The following is a 15,126-nucleotide window of genomic DNA, read 5'->3' as shown; positions in this document are numbered from 1 at the left end:
GAAGGTGCGAGCGTCGGACACACCGACGGCGCGGCTCGAATTTAGGTGAGCCTAAGCTAATCCTGTGAGGCTGTCGAGAGGGCGCCGGGGCGCATGTCCCGTCAAGTTCGCGGCATCACGCGCCCGTTGCAAACCAAGGTAAGCCTTGCTTTACTGGCCCACGGTCCATTCCGGCACAGAGGAGGAACCCCATGCGGGTCGTCATGTTCGGTTACCAGACCTGGGGTCATCGCACCCTGCAAGCCCTCCTGGACTCCGAGCACGACGTGGTGCTGGTCGTGACCCACCCCAAGAGCGAACACGCGTACGAGAAGATCTGGAGCGACTCCGTCGCCGATCTCGCGGAGGCGCACGGTGTCCCCGTACTGATCCGCAACCGCCCCGACGACGAGGAGCTGTTCGAACGCCTCGAAGCCGCGGAGCCGGACATCATCGTGGCGAACAACTGGCGGACCTGGATTCCCCCGCGCATCTTCGCGCTCCCGCGTCACGGCACCCTGAACATCCACGATTCGCTGCTGCCGAAGTACGCGGGCTTCTCGCCGCTGATCTGGGCGCTGATCAACGGCGAGACCGAAGTGGGCGTCACCGCGCACATGATGAACGACGAGCTCGACGCCGGTGACATCGTCCGGCAGGAGGCCGTCCCGGTCGGTCCGACGGACACCGCGACCGACCTCTTCCACAAGACCGTCGACCTCATCGCCCCGGTCACCACGGGCGCGCTCGCGCTCATCGCCTCCGGGCAGACGGAGTTCACCCGGCAGGACCGCTCGCGGGCGAGCTTCTTCCACAAGCGGTCCGCCGAGGACATCAGGATCGACTGGAGCTGGCCGGCCGAGGACCTCGAACGCCTGGTCCGCGCCCAGTCCGACCCCTACCCCAGCGCCTTCACCCACCACCGGGGCAAGCGGCTGGAGGTCCTCGCCGCCGTGGTCTCCGAAGCGCGGTACGGCGGCACGCCGGGCCGCATCTTCTACCGGGAGGGCGAGGGCGTGGTGATCGTCGCCGGCGCCGACGCGCGTACCGGTCGCAACCACGGCCTGGCCATCACCCGGGTACGCACCGAGGACGGCCGGGAGCTGCCCGCGACGGAGTACTTCACCTCCATGGGCGGGTATCTCACCAGCCGTCCCTGAGGCGACCGCGCTCGCCGCCCGAGCGCTCGGGCGGGGGTCGCTCAGGCGGCGAGCGTCGCCGCGAGCGCGGCGAGTCCGTCGGCGTAGATGCCGTGGAAGAGGGCGACCGCCTCCTCGTCGCCGATCCCGTCGGGGGTGAAGCTGCCGCTCCACTCCACCCGGGCAAAGTCCGTGTCCGGTTCCGGGTGCACCGTCAGGGTGGAGAGGTAGCCGGTCACCGGGAACGGCGCGCGGAGGATCGAGTAGCTGTAGGTGCGGGCCTTGTCGTCGAAGGCTTCGAGGCGCTCGACGATCACGCCGCCGTCCTCGTTGGTGAGGGTGCGTACCCGGCCGCCCTCGCCGGGCACGCTCGTCGGGATGTAGGGCAGCCAGTCGGGCAGGGTGTCGAACCCGCCGATGAGCTGCCAGACCCGGTCGGGCGACGCGGGTATGCGGACGGACGCGGTGGTCTTGGCCATGAGGGTGTTCTCCCTGGATTCGGCTGAAGAAAGCGGCAGGCGGAGTCCTGCCGGGCCGCGAGGACGGACGGTCAGACGGTCGGTACCGGAGCGTCGGGGGAGATCAGGCGCTCCTCGCGCAGCTCGGCCCAGAAGCCGGCCGGAATCCGCTCGCCGAGCGCGGCGACGTCCTCGGCGATACGGCTGGGCCGGGTGGCGCCGGGTATGACCGCGGCGGTGGCGGTGTGGGCGAGGGAGAACTGAAGGGCGGCGGCCTTGATGCCGACCCCGTGGTCCTGTGCGAGCGCCTTGATCCGCTCCACCTTCGCGATGATCTCCGCCGGTGCCTGCTGGTACTCGAAGTGGGTGCCGCCGGCGAGGATGCCCGAGCTGTAGGGGCCGCCGACGACGATGTCGACGTGCTGTTCGGCGGCGCCGGGCAGCAGGCGCTGCAGGGCACGGTCGTGGTCGAGGAGGGTGTAGCGGCCGGCCAGCAGGAAGGCGTCGGGCCTCGGCTCGTCCAGGTCGAGGGTGAGCTCCAGCGGCTCGACCTTGTTCACGCCCACGCCCCAGGCCTTGATGACGCCCTCGGCTCGGAGCTTGTCCAGGGTGCGGAAGGCGCCGGTACGCGCGCTCTCGTACTGGGCGAGCCACTCGTCGCCATAGAAGTCCTGGGCGATGTCGTGCACCCAGACGACGTCCAGCCGGTCGGTCTTCAGCCGGGTGAGGCTGTCCTCGATGGAGCGCATCGTGGCGTCGGCCGAGTAGTCGTTGACGATCTTGTTGGGGCGGCCGTGCTCGAAGAGGCCGCCCTTCTCGCCGAGCTCGCGGGCGGCCGGGTCCTCCACCTCGTCCAGGATCACCCGGCCGACCTTGGTGCTCAGGACGTAGTCGTCGCGCGGCTGCGCGGCGAGCACCTCGCCCAGGCGGAGCTCGGCGAGACCGGCTCCGTAGAAGGGGGCGGTGTCGAAGTAGCGGATGCCGTGGTCCCACGCGGCCTGGACGGTGGCGGCCGCCTCGGCGTCGGGGATGGCGCGGAACATGTTGCCGAGCGGGGCGGTTCCGAAGCCGATCGGGCCGGACAGGAGCGGGGCGATGCCCATGGGGAATTCCTTACGGAGAGTGCGGGGCGGCACCGTCGCGTACGACTCCTGGTGAGAGCCGCGGTGGGCCGCCGGTCTGACTTCTCCGACATTAGGAGCGATACTTGAGACTGTCCAAGACACGCTTGGACTGACTTGAGTCCCCTGAGGTCTTACATGCTTGACCTGCGACAACTTCGCTATTTCGTGGCCGTGGCCGAGGCCGAACACGTCGGCCGCGCCGCGGAGGAACTGCACATCTCACAGTCGCCCCTCAGTCGGCAGATCGCCCAGTTGGAGAAGAGCCTGGGGCTCACCCTGTTCGAGCGCAGCCAGCAGCGCATCCGCCTGACCGCCGACGGGCGGGTCTTCCTCAGCGAGACTCGCGCGCTGCTGCGGCACGCGGAGCGCCTGGAGAACCTGGGCCGCCGCCTGGGACGCGGGGAGGAGGGCGGGCTGTGCATCGGGTACGTCTCCGACGCCATGCACACCGGAGTTCTCCCCGCGGCTCTGCGCACCCTCCAGGGGGAACGGCCAGGCATCCACGTGGCGCTCTACAGCCTCGATCCGGAGGAGCAGTTCGTGGGGCTGCGGCAGCGCAGTCTCGACATCGCTCTCGTGCCGCGCCCGCCGGCCGAGGACGATCCCGACCTGACGGCCGCCCCGCTGCTGGAGGACCCGCTGCTGCTCGCCCTGCCGGCGGGCCACCCACTGGCGGGCCGGGAGGAAATCACGGCGCGGGATCTGGACGGTCAGCCCTGGATCGCCGTCGAGGGTTCGGGCGAGCCGGCCGCCAGGGACGGGTTCGTCGCCGACTGCGTGGCGTCGGGCTTCACCCCGGACATCCGCCTCAGCGCTCCGGAGCCGCTGACCGCTCTGGGGCTGGTCGCCTCCGGTCTGGGGCTGGCGCTGGTCCAGCGGAGCATGGTCCGTGGCGCCACCGAGGGCGTCACCGTCCGGGAACTGCCGTGGCACCGGGGATCGGTGCATCTGTGGGCCGCGTGGCACCGGGTCGATCTGCGGCCGGTGGTGGCGTCCTTCCGCACGACCGTTCTGGACGGCCGCGCCCCGACTCCATCGGCCGGGTGAATCCGCCGCAGGGGAGCGCGAGTTCCGCTTTCACCGCCCACCTTCACCGCCCGTCCGCGCTCGGTTTCGCCGCCTCGCCCTCTTCACTTCCGAACCCTCCCGTGCGAGGCCGCGCCCGGCCTCCGAAGGGGTCAACTCCTGCGCTTGGAGAGGCTGTACAGCAGTACCAAGACCGCGATCACCATCACCGCGACGTGTAACCACGCGGGGGCAGCCGACACATCGGCGGCGTTCGTCAACGAGGACATCACCACTCCGTCCCACTCCCTCGGTCGAGGGAGGAATACCGGTTCATGTCCCGCGAGCCCGCGGGACCTTGACGTACGCCTGCCCCCGTCCGCCGGATGCAGGCCCCCACGCCCCGTACTCCACCCCTGCGAAGGATGCGCGCCGGAAACCCGGAGAAGTACCCACGAAGGCGCCGACCGCTCCCGCGCCGGAGGAACGGGCCCCCGCGGCCGCGGTCCGGGACGGCGGGCGACGCCCCGCGTACCCTGTCCGCGTGTCCGCCTCGCCCTTGCATCACGTCGCCGTACTCGTGCTCGAAGGCGCCAAGCCGCTCGACGTCGGCATCCCCGCACAGGTGTTCACGACTCGCGCGAGCATGCCGTACGAGGTGCGGGTGTGCGGGGCGGCCCCGGGACTGGTCACCGGCGGCGACGGGCTTTCGTACCACGTCGCCGACGGCCTCGACGCGCTCGCGTGGGCCGACATCGTCTTCGTGCCCGGATACCGCTTCCCTGACCGTGACGAGCCGCCCCGGGCCGTCCTCGAAGCGCTGATCGCCGCGCACGACCGGGGGGCCCGGCTCGCCGCCATCTCCACCGGCGCCTTCGCCCTCGCGGCCACAGGCCTGCTCGACGGCAAGCGCGCCACGACCCACTGGCACTACACCCGGGCGCTCGCGTCGAAGCATCCGCTCGTCCAGGTCGACGAGAACGTCCTCTTCGTCGACGACGGCAGCGTGCTGACGTCGGCCGGCGCCGCGTCGGGCATCGACCTGTGCCTGCACATCCTGCGCGGCGACCTCGGGGTGGCGGCCTCGAACCACGCGGCCCGGCGGCTGGTCGCGGCCCCGTACCGCAGTGGCGGGCAGGCCCAGTACGTGCCGCGCAGCGTGCCCGAGTCCCTCGGCGAGCGGTTCGCCTCGACCCGGGAGTGGGCGCTGCGCAGGCTCGGCGAGCCGCTCACCCTGGACGCGCTCGCCCGGCACGCCGCCGTGTCCTCGCGCACCTTCTCCCGGCGCTTCGTCGAGGACACCGGGTACACGCCGATGCAGTGGGTGATGCGGGCCCGTGTCGACATGGCCCGTGAGCTGCTGGAACGTTCACAGCGGGGCGTCGAGCAGATCGCCGCCGACGTCGGGCTCGGTACGGGTGCGAATCTGCGGCTGCACTTCCAGCGCATCCTCGGCACCACCCCGAGCGAGTACCGGCAGACGTTCGCGCGGGGCGAGTGAAGGCTGTCCCGGAAGAGGACCGCAGCCTTGGGTGGATGGCCGGTCGTGGTCCGGAGCCAGGCGTGTCGGCCTGCTACGCCATGCACGCGGTCGGCCGGGGAGCGGGGCCCGCGCCGTGCGTCCGAGCAGCGTCCGGGCTCCTCCGGCACGATGGCACGATCCTTGCGGACCGTGGCGATCGAGCCGCTGTCACCGGCCCACGCGGCGCGCGAACCTGGAGGTGAACCGCACGACGGACAGCACCGAGGGACAAGGGACACCGCTCATGACTCGCATCGCCATCAACGGATTCGGCCGCATCGGACGCAACGTGCTGCGCGCGCTCCTGGAACGCGACAGCAAGCTGGAGATCGTCGCGGTCAACGACCTCACCGAGCCCGCTGCCCTGGCGCGGCTGCTCGCCTTCGACTCGACCTCGGGACGGCTGGGCCGCCCGGTCTCCGCCGACGGCGACACCCTGGTCGTGGACGGTCGTCGCATCGCCGTGCTCGCCGAGCGAGAGCCGGCGCGGCTGCCGTGGGCCGAGCTCGGCATCGACATCGTGCTGGAGGCGACCGGCCGCTTCACCTCGGCCGGGGCCGCCCGTGCCCACCTCGACGCGGGGGCGAAGAGGGTACTCGTCAGCGCCCCGGCGGACGGTGCCGACATCACCCTCGCGTACGGCGTCAACAACGACGCCTACGACCCCGCGGCGCACACCATCGTCTCGAACGCCTCCTGCACGACCAACGCGCTCGCGCCGCTCGCCGCCGTACTCGACGAACTCGCCGGTATCGAGCACGGCTTCATGACCACGGTGCACGCCTACACGCAGGAGCAGAACCTGCAGGACGGTCCGCACCGCGACGCCCGCCGGGCGCGCGCGGCGGGCGTCAACATCGTGCCGACCACCACGGGTGCCGCCAAGGCGATCGGCCTCGTGCTGCCGAACCTGGCCGGAAAGCTGTCGGGCGACTCGATCCGCGTACCGGTGCCGGTGGGCTCGATCGTCGAACTCAACACGACCGTCGCCCGTGACGTGAGCCGCGAGGACGTGCTGGAGGCGTACCGCGCGGCGGCGGCTGGTCCGCTCGCCGGGGTGCTCGAATACTCGGAGGACGCGCTGGTGTCGTCCGACATCACCGGCAACCCGGCCTCGTCGATCTTCGACTCGGCCCTGACCCGTGTCGACGGCCGCCACGTCAAGGTGGTCGCCTGGTACGACAACGAGTGGGGCTTCTCCAACCGCGTGATCGACACCCTCGAACTCCTCGCGGCAGGCTGACCGGGAGCCGGACCCCGACCCGCTCGCTCCGAACGCGGTTCGCGGGCTTCTGACGGACCCACGTCTTCGCGGCGGCGGCGAGGTCCTGAGTCGGATGCGACGCTGCGCTTCCGGGGACGCGCGGAGGTGGAGAAGGACCTGACCTCGCTCGGCATCACGGTGGCGGGCGTGTCCGACGCGCCCGACCGCCCGGGGAGGGAGTGCGCCCTCGTCGCGAGGTGACCGCTGGGCGCGGCGTCGAACTGCCGTCGTCCGGTCGGCGGACAACACCCCCGCCCCGTGTCCGGCTCCTTCGCGCGCTCCGTACGTCCTCCCACGCGGGGGTCGCCGTCGACGGAACCGCGAAGAACGCGGCCACCGCCAGGGCCGACACGCTCGCCGCGAGGAGAAGCGTGCCAGGCAGGGACCAGGCCGTCGCCGGTCCGGCGGCGGCCGCTCCCAGGGCGTACCCGGTCAGCTTCGCTCCCGCGCAGGCGGTGGAGATCCGGCCGCGCAGACGGGGCGGGGATTCGCGTTGCCGGATCGCGAACACGGCCGTGAGCTGGGGGCCTTCGCCCGCCCCTGCAAGGAGTACGGCCCCGAGGAGCAAGGCGGGACCCGCGTGGGCGGCGAGGGCCAAGGCAGCGGCCTGGACGAGTGCGCCGGCCCAGACGATCGTGTCGGGGGCGAGGGGAGGCGGGAATCTCGCGAGAACGGCGTTGGCCGTCAGGGCGGCGATCGACGCGCAGGCGAGAAGGAGGGCTGCCCGGCCGGCTCCGCCCAGAACTCGTTCGCCGAGAGACACGGAGCAGGCCGCCAGCATGCCCTGTGCCGTGGAGGACAGGGCCGGGGTGAGCGTCGCGCGGGTCAGCGCGGGTCTGTCGACGATGATCCGGGCTCCGGCGGCGAGGTCGGCCCGGAGCGGGGCCGCCCGTACGCGGGGGCCCGGACCGGAGGGGGCGGACAGCGTCCACGCGGCGGGAACGGCGGCTCCGACGAGTACCGCGGAGACGACGAGCGCGGCAGGCGCGCCCAGCGCCCCGGCGATGCTCCCGGCGAGCGCCGGGCCGGCCAGACTCGCGGCGTTGAACGTCATGGCGTCGAAGGCTCCGGCGCGCGGCAAGCGGTCGGGGGGCACCACCCCGGGCAGCTGAGCCGACCAGCCGGCCGAGAGGGCGGGCGCCACCGGCCCCGCCGACACCGCGATCAGAAGGGTGACCGCGAACGGCAACCGGACCAGGCCCACCAGGATCGCCCCGAGACCCGCGGCGTACACGATCAGGGCTCCGGCCAGCACGCGCCCGGGGTGCCTCGCCCGGTCGAGCAGAGCTCCCAGCACCGGCCCGCCCACCACGGCGGCAACGGTGATCCCCGCGAGCAGTGAGGACGCCCCGGCGGCGGACCCGGTCAGGGCGTAACCGGCCAGCAGCAGCGCGGGGCCGGACATCTCGTCGCCGGTCCGGGCGGCCAGCGCCCCGGCGAGGTACATCGGAAGGGGGTAACGCCTTCTCATCCTCGGAACGTTACGCGGGTAACTCAAAACCGCGCACTATGCGTTACATTCGCCGGATGGCCTCCACATCCGACGACTGGTCCACCCGGCACTCCGTACTGGCCACCGCACGGCGGACCGTCGCGCTGGTCAACGCCCTCGTCGCGGAATACCCCGACGCACGCGACGTCGCCTCCGTGCTGAGCGACTTCGGCGAGGCGGAGCCCATCGCCCTCACCGCCGACGACATCGCCGCGATGCGCGAGGCCGCCGGACTGCTGCGGGCGGTGTTCGCCGCCGAGCACACCCACACCGCCGCCGAGGCGCTCGACCGGCTCCTGCGGGAGCGCGCCGGACGACTCCGGCTCACCTCCCACGACGGCACCGGCCCCTGGCATCCGCATCTCGACCACGACGACGAGGCCCCGTGGGACGAGTGGTTCCTCGCCTCGTCGTGCATGGCTCTCACGGTGCTCCTCTGGGACTCCCAACGGCCGCCCGGCGGGGTGTGCTCCTCCGTCGGCTGCCGCTACGTCTTCCTCGCCCGGGGCAGCGGACCCGAACGCCGCTACTGCTCCCGCCGGTGTGCGACCCGCGAACGGGTCGCCGCCCATCGGCGCTCCCGCCCCTCCACCGAGTCCTCCAGCCGTTCGACAGCGACAGCGAAGTGACAGCGATCGGGCCTCTCGACGCCCGGACACGCGACGGAGCCGATGTACGTCCACGCATTCGAGGCGTACGATCGTACGCATGACGACGACGGACTACTTCGCCGACGACCCGCGCACCCAGCTGGAGCGCATGCTCGCCGGGGATCTCTACATCGCCGACGACCCCGAGATCTGGCAGCGCCAGAAGAACGCGATGCGGCTGACGGCCGCATACCAGGAGGCCTACCTCGCTGAGGGCGGCCGGCCCGGTGCCGTCCTGGCCGAATTGCTCGGCTCGGTGGGCGAGGGCGTGGACCTGCGCCCTCCGCTCTTCGTCGACTACGGCAGCAACATCTCCATCGGGGCACGGACCTTCGTCAACTACCATCTGACCGCCCTGGACGTCGCGCGGATCACCATCGGCGAGGACTGCCAGATCGGTCCGAACGTCCAGCTCCTCACCCCCACCCACCCCGTGGAACCGCAACCCCGCCGGGACAAACTCGAAGCGGCGCTCCCCATCACCATCGGCGACAACGTCTGGCTCGGCGGCGGCGTCATCGTCTGCCCGGGTGTCTCGATCGGCGACAACTCCGTCATCGGCGCCGGCTCCGTGGTCACCAAGGACATCCCCGCCGACGTCGTCGCGGTCGGCAACCCCGCCCGCCCGGTGCGCAGCGTCTGATGGCGACCGGGCAGGCGGATCCGCAGCGGCGCGAGCGCATCCTCGCCGCGACTCTCGATCTGATCGCGGACGACGGTGTGCCCGGCGTCTCCCACCGCAAGATCGCGGTGCGTGCGAAGGTCCCGCTCGGTTCGATGACGTATCACTTCGACGGCATGGACGAGCTGCTGCGCGAGGCGTTCACTCTCTTCGCGAGTCATATCGTGGCCGTCTTCGAGCGCCATCTCACCGGCGTGGAGACCGTCGAGCAGGCCCGGGACGCGGTCACCGACCTCATCCACACGCTGTCCGAAGGCCCCCGCCGCGACCTGATCCTCGGCCAGGAGCTCTACACCCTCGCCGCCCGCCGACCCGAGTACCGCGAGCTGACCCAGGCGTGGATGCTCCGCAGCCGCGCCCTCCTGGAGCGGTACTTCGACCCGGAGACCGCACGCCAGGTCGACGCGCTGATCGAGGGCATGACGCTGCACCGCGCCCTGGACCACGAGCCCCACCCGCGCGCGCTGACGCGCGAGGCGGTCGGCCGGCTCACCGCGGACCACCGGTAGCTCTCCCCCGCCCGCCCGGACCCGGAGCCGACGGCCGACCCCCTCGACCGCCCGTGAGGCGCGACCTGACGCGCGCCTCACGGGCCCTGTCGCATCTGCCTTTCCCCACACGTACGGGGGCGGCAGGCCGTAGCCTGCCCCGATGACTTCGCCCGACGCCCTGTCCCGTGCACTGTTCGACCCCGCAGACCCACCGCTGCGGCCGTTGCCCCGGTCCGTCGCGGACCTTCTCCTTTCGCTGAACGCACCTCCGCGCCTGGCCGCCCATCTGCGCGCCGTCCATGACGTGGCGCACCAACTGGTCGTCTGGACCGAGTGCCGGGCTCCCGGCCTCACCGTGGACCGCACGGCCGTCCTCTTCGGAGCGGCGACCCATGACATCGGCAAGACGGAACACCCCGCCGAACTCTCCGGGCCCGGCTCCCGCCACGAAGAGGCCGGCAGGGAACTGCTGTTGGCGCACGGGTTCAGCGCCGGTCTGGCGCGCTTCGCCGGAACTCACGGAACATGGACGGCCCCCGGGGTGACGTTGGAAGACCTCTTGGTGAGCACTGCCGACAAGGCCTGGAAGAACAAGCGCGTCCCTGAGCTGGAAGACCTCGTCGTCGCGCGCCTCGTCCGAGCGACGGGCAGACCGCAGTGGGAGGAGTACCTCGCACTCGACGAGGTGCTGGAACGCGTCGGCGAGGTGGCCGACCAGCGGCTCGCCTTCCAGGCCTCCTACCCGGTGCTCGCCTGACGCCCCACGACCCCGTCCGACACCTCACGCCCCCTCACCCCCCGCCGGATTACCGGATTACCGGAAGGAAAGCACATCAACATCCGGATCCCCGATCACGTGCTCGTGCCATCGGTATTCAATTGTTTTATCGAGATTACAGACGGCACTTTCTCGCCAGAGCCGAAACTTCACCTTGCAGGCAAACAGCAGGCAAAGCTATGGTTTTCCCAGAAGGGCGGACGAATCCTTTTGGATCACCCCTTCCGCGCTCGTCGGCAAAGTCAATCCATATTTGACTCATCATCCGACTATGCGAAGTCAACACATCGTCGGGGGCTCCCCCGCAGACAGCCGCACCCCCCTGGCCCGGAACCCCAGGGCCATCAACAGCCACGGAGAAATAGCAATGACGTACGGAAATGCCCTGCGCCAAGAAATCGAGGAGTCCGGCACGACGCCGCTCATCGGAATCTACGACATGTACTCCGCATCGGTGGCGGCCCAGCACTACAACGGCTTCTTCGTCTCCGGATTCGGATTCGCGGCATCCTATTACGGCCTCCCGGACATCGGGTTCATCGCCTGGCCCGACATGGTGGCATTCGTCGAGCGGCTGCGCGGCGCTTTCCCCCGCCAGCACCTCCTCGTGGACATCGACGACGGTTACGTCGACCTTGAGGTCGCCTGCCACGTGGTGCAGCGCCTGGAACGCATCGGCGCTTCCGGGGTGATCCTGGAGGACCAGAAGCGGCCCCGCAGGTGCGGCCACGCGGACGGGAAGCAGGTACTCCCCCTCGACGAGTACCTGGAGAAGCTGGAGCTGGTGCTGGCCACCCGTAAGGACCTGGTGGTGGTCGCGCGTACGGACGCCACGGAGGAGGCCGACATCCTGCGGCGGGCGGAGGCGCTCGCCGAGACCGATGCCGACGTGGTCCTCGTGGACGGGGTACGCAGCGTCGAGTGGATCAAGCGGATCCGCCGGGTCGTCGGCGACAAGCCGCTGCTGTTCAACCAGATCGCGGGCGGCAAGTCTCCCCGCCTTTCGCTCACGGAGCTGACGGAACTCGGCGTGGACGTGGCGATCTACAGCACCCCCTGCCTGTTCGCCGCACACCGGGCGATGGACACGGCGCTGGCGGAGCTGCAGTACGCGGACGGGCGGCTGCCGGAGGCCGGCGGCACCGGTGAGGTCGGTGTCCGCGAGTCGACCGAGCTGCTGGCGCAAAACATCAGCCGCCACCACGACACGCGAGAGGCCATCTCCGCATGACCGTACGCAAGCTTCCGGCCGGGGCGGCTTCCTACCGCCCCGGCCGGGGGCCGCACAGGCGTCCGCACTCCGGCCGGGGCTCCGCCGCCGCGGTGACGCTGGTCGCCGCGGTTCTCACCGCCGTCGGCTCTCCCGCAGCGGCCGGGGACCTGACGCTGATCGGCGGCCTGAAGCTGATCGACAACTCGAACGCGGACTCCTGGCTGGAGATCGACCGCACGGCGAACACCAATCACGGCAGCGGTACCTCGGGCAGCGACCACGACGGCAGTGCGGTGGACCTCATGGACACCCTGATCAACCCCGACCGCACCGACGACGATTCCGAGGACGGCGGATGACCGGCGCCGGGCGGCAGAGCACCGACGACCGCCCACCGGGCGCCTCTCCTGCCGGACCGCGCCCAGCGACCCCAGCAGCCCAGACGGTCCCGACGGTCCCGACGGTCCCGACGGTCCCGACGCCGCAACGCCCGCTCCGGTGGCCGAAGTTCCTCGATCCCTATGTGACGGCGCTCGTCGCGACCGTGGCGCTGGCGGCGCTGCTGCCCGCCTCCGGCGGGGCCGAGGCGGCCACCCGGACCGCGTCGGAGATCGCGATCGTCCTTCTCTTCTTCCTCTACGGCGTGCGGCTCTCCACCCGCGAGACGCTGGCGGGTCTGCGCCGCATCCGCCTCCACTCACTGATCCTGATCTCCACCTTCGCACTGTTCCCGCTGCTCGGGCTGGTGGCGCTCCGGCTTGCGCCCGATCTGCTGGCCGGTCAACTCGGCGCCGGATTACTCTTCCTGAGCGTCGTGCCGTCCACCGTCCAGTCGTCGGTGGCGCTGACCTCGACCGCAGGGGGCGACATCGCGGCGGCCATCTGCGCCGGCACCTACTCCAGTCTGATCGGGCTCGCGGCCACCCCACTGCTCGCCGCCTGGCTGATCGGCTCGGAGGTGAGCCTCTCGGCGGACGGACTGCTCCGCATCGGCGGCCAGTTGTTCGCCCCGTTCGTCGCCGGGCAACTGCTCCGCCGGCGGATCGGAGGATTCGTCACCAGGAACAAGCGCGTCCTCGGCCCCGTGGACCGCGCCTCCATCCTGCTGGTGGTCTACGTGGCGTTCAGCGCGGGGATGAACCAGGGCGTCTGGAGCCGTGTCACCCCGCTCCGGCTGCTGGGGCTGCTGGCAGTCCTCGCGGTGCTGCTCGCGGTGGCTCTGGCCTTCACACAGGCCGCGGCCCGGTTCGCCGGGCTGGACCGTCCGTCGCGGATCGCGATGGTGATGTGCGGCTCGCAGAAGAGCCTGGCGAACGGACTGCCCATGGCCGCGGTGCTCTTCGGCGGCAGGGCCGCCCTGGCCGTACTCCCCCTGATGCTCTACCACCAGATGCAGTTGATGGTCTGTGCGGGGCTCGCCGGCCGCTGGTCACGGTCGGCACCGGTGGAGCAGGCCACGGCGGTCGGCCCGTCCGCGTCCCCGGTGGCCGTCGACGGGTGAGCCGTGTCCGGCCAGGCGCGTCGGGCCGGAGCCGCGTGCCTCATCCCCGAGGGTGAGGTACGCGGCTCGCGGTCAGTCCGCCACGAGGAGACGAAGGGGCGGAGGGGCGGAGGGGCGGAGGGGCGGAGGGGCGGAGGGGCGGAGGGGCGGAGGGGCGGAGGGGCGGAGGGGCGGAGGAAAGGAAGGACGCCCCGTCAGAAACCCTCCGCCGTCGCGCGTTACCGATGGGTCCCGTTGTCGCGCTCGCTGACCCGGGCCGAAGTCGGTCCCTGGCCATGGACGCCCTCCCGGGGCGGCGGGTTTGCCCCGGCCAAGGCCACGGACCGGCCGAGATCGCCACCTGGCCCGCACCGCAGCACACCACCGCTCACTGCGGCAGACCGGCGGAGAGAAAGGGCGCAAGGAGCGCGAACAGGTCGTCGGTCCGGTCGAGGGGGATGATGTGGCCGCAGTCCTGGAGGTGGTGTCCGACCAGATCGTCGGCGATGGGGCGGAGTTGGCGTTCGAGCCCGGTGCCGACAGGATGTGAGCCGATGGCCATGGTGGGCATGGTCAGCCGCGTTGTCGCGACGGCTTCCCTGATCTGCTGTGCACTGGTGGGGAGGGCCCGGTAGTAGGAGAACGCGCAGCGCAAGGCTTCTTTTCCGGTGTACGCGTGGACGAAGGCCGCCCGGATGTCGTCGGGTACTCCTCGGCCGAGCGTCCCCGAGTCGAGGAACCAGTCGATGTACGGGGCCTCGTTGCCGGCCAGGACGGTCTCGGCGAGGCCGGGAACGGCGTGGAAGCCGAACCACCACGGGGTGCCGCCCTCGATGCCGTGTCCTGCTCCGGGCAGGGGGCCGAGCAGTGCTTCCATCACGACCAGGCGCCGGACGAGGTCGGGTCGGCGCAGTGCGAGCAGTACGGCGGGGGCGGTGCCCGCGTCGATGCCGACCACCGCCGCCGAGGGCTCGTCGAGGACGTCGAGCAGCCCCTCGGCGTCGGCGGCGAGAGTCCCCGCGTCGTAGCCCTCGACGGCACGCGCACTGGCGCCGAAGCCGCGAAGGTCCGGGGCGATCACCCGGTGCCGCGCGACCAGTCGGCCCATGATGCCGCTCCAGAGTTGCCACGTGTGCGGGAAGCCGTGCAACAGGAGAACCGCAGGCCCGTCCCCGGCGACTGCGACGTTGAGTTGGACGCCGTTGGTCGTGATGCGGTGTAGCCGGAGTGGGGTGGTCGCAGGCATGACGGCTCCTCCAGGTGGTTACCATGGGTGACCACAGAACGATAGGTAACGGCGCGGCCGCTTCCTAGACGGCACTTCCAGGGAAGGTGGTGAGCTGTAGGTGACCGCCCGAGGAGCCCGGGCGACCGGTCGCGGGGTACGCGGCGATCTGTTCGATCCCCAGTGTCCGACGCGGCAGTTGCTCGACCGCATCGGCACGAAGTGGACGTCCATGGCCGTCAGGACGCTCGCCGATGCCGCACCGGACGAGGTGCGTTTCGCGGAGCTGAGACGCCGGATGCCCGGCATCTCGCAGAAGATGCTGTCCGTGACGCTGCGCAGCCTGACCCGCGACGGGCTGGTGTCTCGGCGGGTCGAGCCGACCGTGCCGCCGCGGGTCTTCTACCGGCTCACCGGACTCGGGCTGTCCCTGGAAGCCGCGCTTGCGGGGCTCCGGACCTGGGCGGAGGAGCACATGGCCGAGATCGACCGCGCCAACGAGGCCGCCGATCAGGAGGGCGAGGAGCGGTGAGCCGGAGCGTCACCCCGTGCGGGAGGCTCAGGACGTGGCCCGCGTCGCCGCCCTGTTGCCCCGTCGCTCCGGGGTGGCGCTGGGTCCCGGCC

The 15,126-nt window shown here is 71.2% G+C and carries 16 protein-coding genes; 12 read left to right on the top strand and 4 right to left on the bottom strand.

Annotated elements, in window-relative coordinates; all coding sequences use genetic code 11:
- Positions 1–191 precede the first annotated feature (191 nt).
- Entirely contained in the window at positions 192–1,139 is a 948-nt protein-coding gene (locus tag ACFZAX_RS11240) for a formyltransferase family protein (protein ID WP_390960819.1), read from the top strand.
- 41 nt (positions 1,140–1,180) lie between these two features.
- On the opposite strand, the gene ACFZAX_RS11235 is transcribed toward ACFZAX_RS11240, so the two are convergent.
- Both ACFZAX_RS11235 and ACFZAX_RS11230 read right to left on the bottom strand, forming a co-directional pair.
- Positions 1,181–1,597 (bottom strand): SRPBCC family protein, encoded by a 417-nt coding sequence (locus ACFZAX_RS11235; protein ID WP_390960818.1) that lies wholly within the window; start codon positions 1,595–1,597, stop codon positions 1,181–1,183.
- Positions 1,598–1,668: 71 nt separating this feature from the next.
- Positions 1,669–2,679: an aldo/keto reductase gene (locus ACFZAX_RS11230; RefSeq protein WP_390960815.1), complete on the bottom strand. Its 1,011-nt coding sequence runs from the start codon at positions 2,677–2,679 to the stop codon at positions 1,669–1,671.
- Positions 2,680–2,835: 156 nt separating this feature from the next.
- On the opposite strand from ACFZAX_RS11230, the gene ACFZAX_RS11225 reads away from it, so the two are divergent.
- The 3 genes from ACFZAX_RS11225 to gap all read left to right on the top strand — a co-directional run bounded on the left by ACFZAX_RS11225 (position 2,836) and on the right by gap (position 6,470).
- Positions 2,836–3,747: a LysR substrate-binding domain-containing protein gene (locus tag ACFZAX_RS11225; RefSeq protein WP_390960813.1), complete on the top strand. Its 912-nt coding sequence runs from the start codon at positions 2,836–2,838 to the stop codon at positions 3,745–3,747.
- 502 nt (positions 3,748–4,249) lie between these two features.
- Positions 4,250–5,206: a helix-turn-helix domain-containing protein gene (locus tag ACFZAX_RS11220; RefSeq protein WP_390960811.1), complete on the top strand. Its 957-nt coding sequence runs from the start codon at positions 4,250–4,252 to the stop codon at positions 5,204–5,206.
- A 265-nt stretch (positions 5,207–5,471) separates the two neighbouring features.
- Positions 5,472–6,470, top strand: a complete 999-nt coding sequence (gene gap / locus ACFZAX_RS11215) for a type I glyceraldehyde-3-phosphate dehydrogenase (RefSeq protein WP_390960810.1) — start codon at positions 5,472–5,474, stop codon at positions 6,468–6,470.
- 154 nt (positions 6,471–6,624) lie between these two features.
- On the opposite strand, the gene ACFZAX_RS11210 is transcribed toward gap, so the two are convergent.
- Positions 6,625–7,962: an MFS transporter gene (locus ACFZAX_RS11210; protein WP_390960807.1), complete on the bottom strand. Its 1,338-nt coding sequence runs from the start codon at positions 7,960–7,962 to the stop codon at positions 6,625–6,627.
- Positions 7,963–8,018: 56 nt separating this feature from the next.
- On the opposite strand from ACFZAX_RS11210, the gene ACFZAX_RS11205 reads away from it, so the two are divergent.
- From ACFZAX_RS11205 to ACFZAX_RS11175, 7 genes are all read left to right on the top strand, one after another.
- A complete protein-coding gene (locus ACFZAX_RS11205; RefSeq protein WP_390960806.1) occupies positions 8,019–8,612 on the top strand; it encodes a CGNR zinc finger domain-containing protein in 594 nt (197 codons plus the stop codon).
- Between the two features lie 79 nt (positions 8,613–8,691).
- Complete coding sequence (locus ACFZAX_RS11200; RefSeq protein ID WP_390960804.1) at positions 8,692–9,276, top strand: DapH/DapD/GlmU-related protein; 585 nt, start codon at positions 8,692–8,694, stop codon at positions 9,274–9,276.
- Positions 9,276–9,824 (top strand): TetR family transcriptional regulator, encoded by a 549-nt coding sequence (locus ACFZAX_RS11195; protein ID WP_390960801.1) that lies wholly within the window; start codon positions 9,276–9,278, stop codon positions 9,822–9,824. Before ACFZAX_RS11200 ends, ACFZAX_RS11195 begins: the two co-directional genes overlap by 1 nt.
- Before the next feature lie 142 nt (positions 9,825–9,966).
- Positions 9,967–10,563 (top strand): phosphohydrolase, encoded by a 597-nt coding sequence (locus tag ACFZAX_RS11190; RefSeq protein ID WP_390960800.1) that lies wholly within the window; start codon positions 9,967–9,969, stop codon positions 10,561–10,563.
- A 388-nt stretch (positions 10,564–10,951) separates the two neighbouring features.
- On the top strand, positions 10,952–11,815 hold the full coding sequence (locus tag ACFZAX_RS11185; protein ID WP_390960799.1) for an isocitrate lyase/phosphoenolpyruvate mutase family protein: 864 nt from the start codon (positions 10,952–10,954) through the stop codon (positions 11,813–11,815).
- Complete coding sequence (locus ACFZAX_RS11180; protein ID WP_390960798.1) at positions 11,812–12,156, top strand: hypothetical protein; 345 nt, start codon at positions 11,812–11,814, stop codon at positions 12,154–12,156. Before ACFZAX_RS11185 ends, ACFZAX_RS11180 begins: the two co-directional genes overlap by 4 nt.
- A 164-nt stretch (positions 12,157–12,320) precedes the next feature.
- Positions 12,321–13,298 carry a bile acid:sodium symporter gene (locus tag ACFZAX_RS11175; RefSeq protein WP_390960795.1) on the top strand — a complete coding sequence of 326 codons (978 nt, stop codon included), beginning with the start codon at positions 12,321–12,323 and terminating at the stop codon, positions 13,296–13,298.
- Positions 13,299–13,665: 367 nt separating this feature from the next.
- Here ACFZAX_RS11175 and ACFZAX_RS11170 read toward each other — a convergent pair whose 3' ends face one another.
- Entirely contained in the window at positions 13,666–14,523 is an 858-nt protein-coding gene (locus tag ACFZAX_RS11170; RefSeq protein ID WP_390960794.1) for an alpha/beta fold hydrolase, read from the bottom strand.
- A gap of 100 nt (positions 14,524–14,623) precedes the next feature.
- Here ACFZAX_RS11170 and ACFZAX_RS11165 point away from each other — a divergent pair, with 100 nt between their 5' ends.
- Positions 14,624–15,034, top strand: coding sequence for a winged helix-turn-helix transcriptional regulator (locus tag ACFZAX_RS11165; RefSeq protein WP_390960793.1), 411 nt, complete (start codon positions 14,624–14,626; stop codon positions 15,032–15,034).
- Positions 15,035–15,126 lie beyond the last annotated feature (92 nt).

This window comes from Streptomyces sp. NPDC008125, assembly GCF_042957125.1.
Classification (GTDB): Bacteria; Actinomycetota; Actinomycetes; order Streptomycetales; family Streptomycetaceae; genus Streptomyces.
Note: the sequence above shows the minus strand (reverse complement) of the source record. Positions and strands in the feature narration are given on the sequence as shown.

Bases quoted from the DNA above. Each gene is read 5' to 3' on its own strand.
- ACFZAX_RS11240 (WP_390960819.1), top strand. From the start codon at position 192: ATGCGGGTCGTCATGTTCGGTTACCAGACCTGGGGTCATCGCACCCTG.
- ACFZAX_RS11235 (WP_390960818.1), bottom strand. From the start codon at position 1,597: ATGGCCAAGACCACCGCGTCCGTCCGCATACCCGCGTCGCCCGACCGG.
- ACFZAX_RS11230 (WP_390960815.1), bottom strand. From the start codon at position 2,679: ATGGGCATCGCCCCGCTCCTGTCCGGCCCGATCGGCTTCGGAACCGCC.
- ACFZAX_RS11225 (WP_390960813.1), top strand. From the start codon at position 2,836: ATGCTTGACCTGCGACAACTTCGCTATTTCGTGGCCGTGGCCGAGGCC.
- gap (WP_390960810.1), top strand. From the start codon at position 5,472: ATGACTCGCATCGCCATCAACGGATTCGGCCGCATCGGACGCAACGTG.
- ACFZAX_RS11210 (WP_390960807.1), bottom strand. From the start codon at position 7,962: ATGAGAAGGCGTTACCCCCTTCCGATGTACCTCGCCGGGGCGCTGGCC.
- ACFZAX_RS11205 (WP_390960806.1), top strand. From the start codon at position 8,019: ATGGCCTCCACATCCGACGACTGGTCCACCCGGCACTCCGTACTGGCC.
- ACFZAX_RS11200 (WP_390960804.1), top strand. From the start codon at position 8,692: ATGACGACGACGGACTACTTCGCCGACGACCCGCGCACCCAGCTGGAG.
- ACFZAX_RS11195 (WP_390960801.1), top strand. From the start codon at position 9,276: ATGGCGACCGGGCAGGCGGATCCGCAGCGGCGCGAGCGCATCCTCGCC.
- ACFZAX_RS11190 (WP_390960800.1), top strand. From the start codon at position 9,967: ATGACTTCGCCCGACGCCCTGTCCCGTGCACTGTTCGACCCCGCAGAC.
- ACFZAX_RS11185 (WP_390960799.1), top strand. From the start codon at position 10,952: ATGACGTACGGAAATGCCCTGCGCCAAGAAATCGAGGAGTCCGGCACG.
- ACFZAX_RS11180 (WP_390960798.1), top strand. From the start codon at position 11,812: ATGACCGTACGCAAGCTTCCGGCCGGGGCGGCTTCCTACCGCCCCGGC.
- ACFZAX_RS11170 (WP_390960794.1), bottom strand. From the start codon at position 14,523: ATGCCTGCGACCACCCCACTCCGGCTACACCGCATCACGACCAACGGC.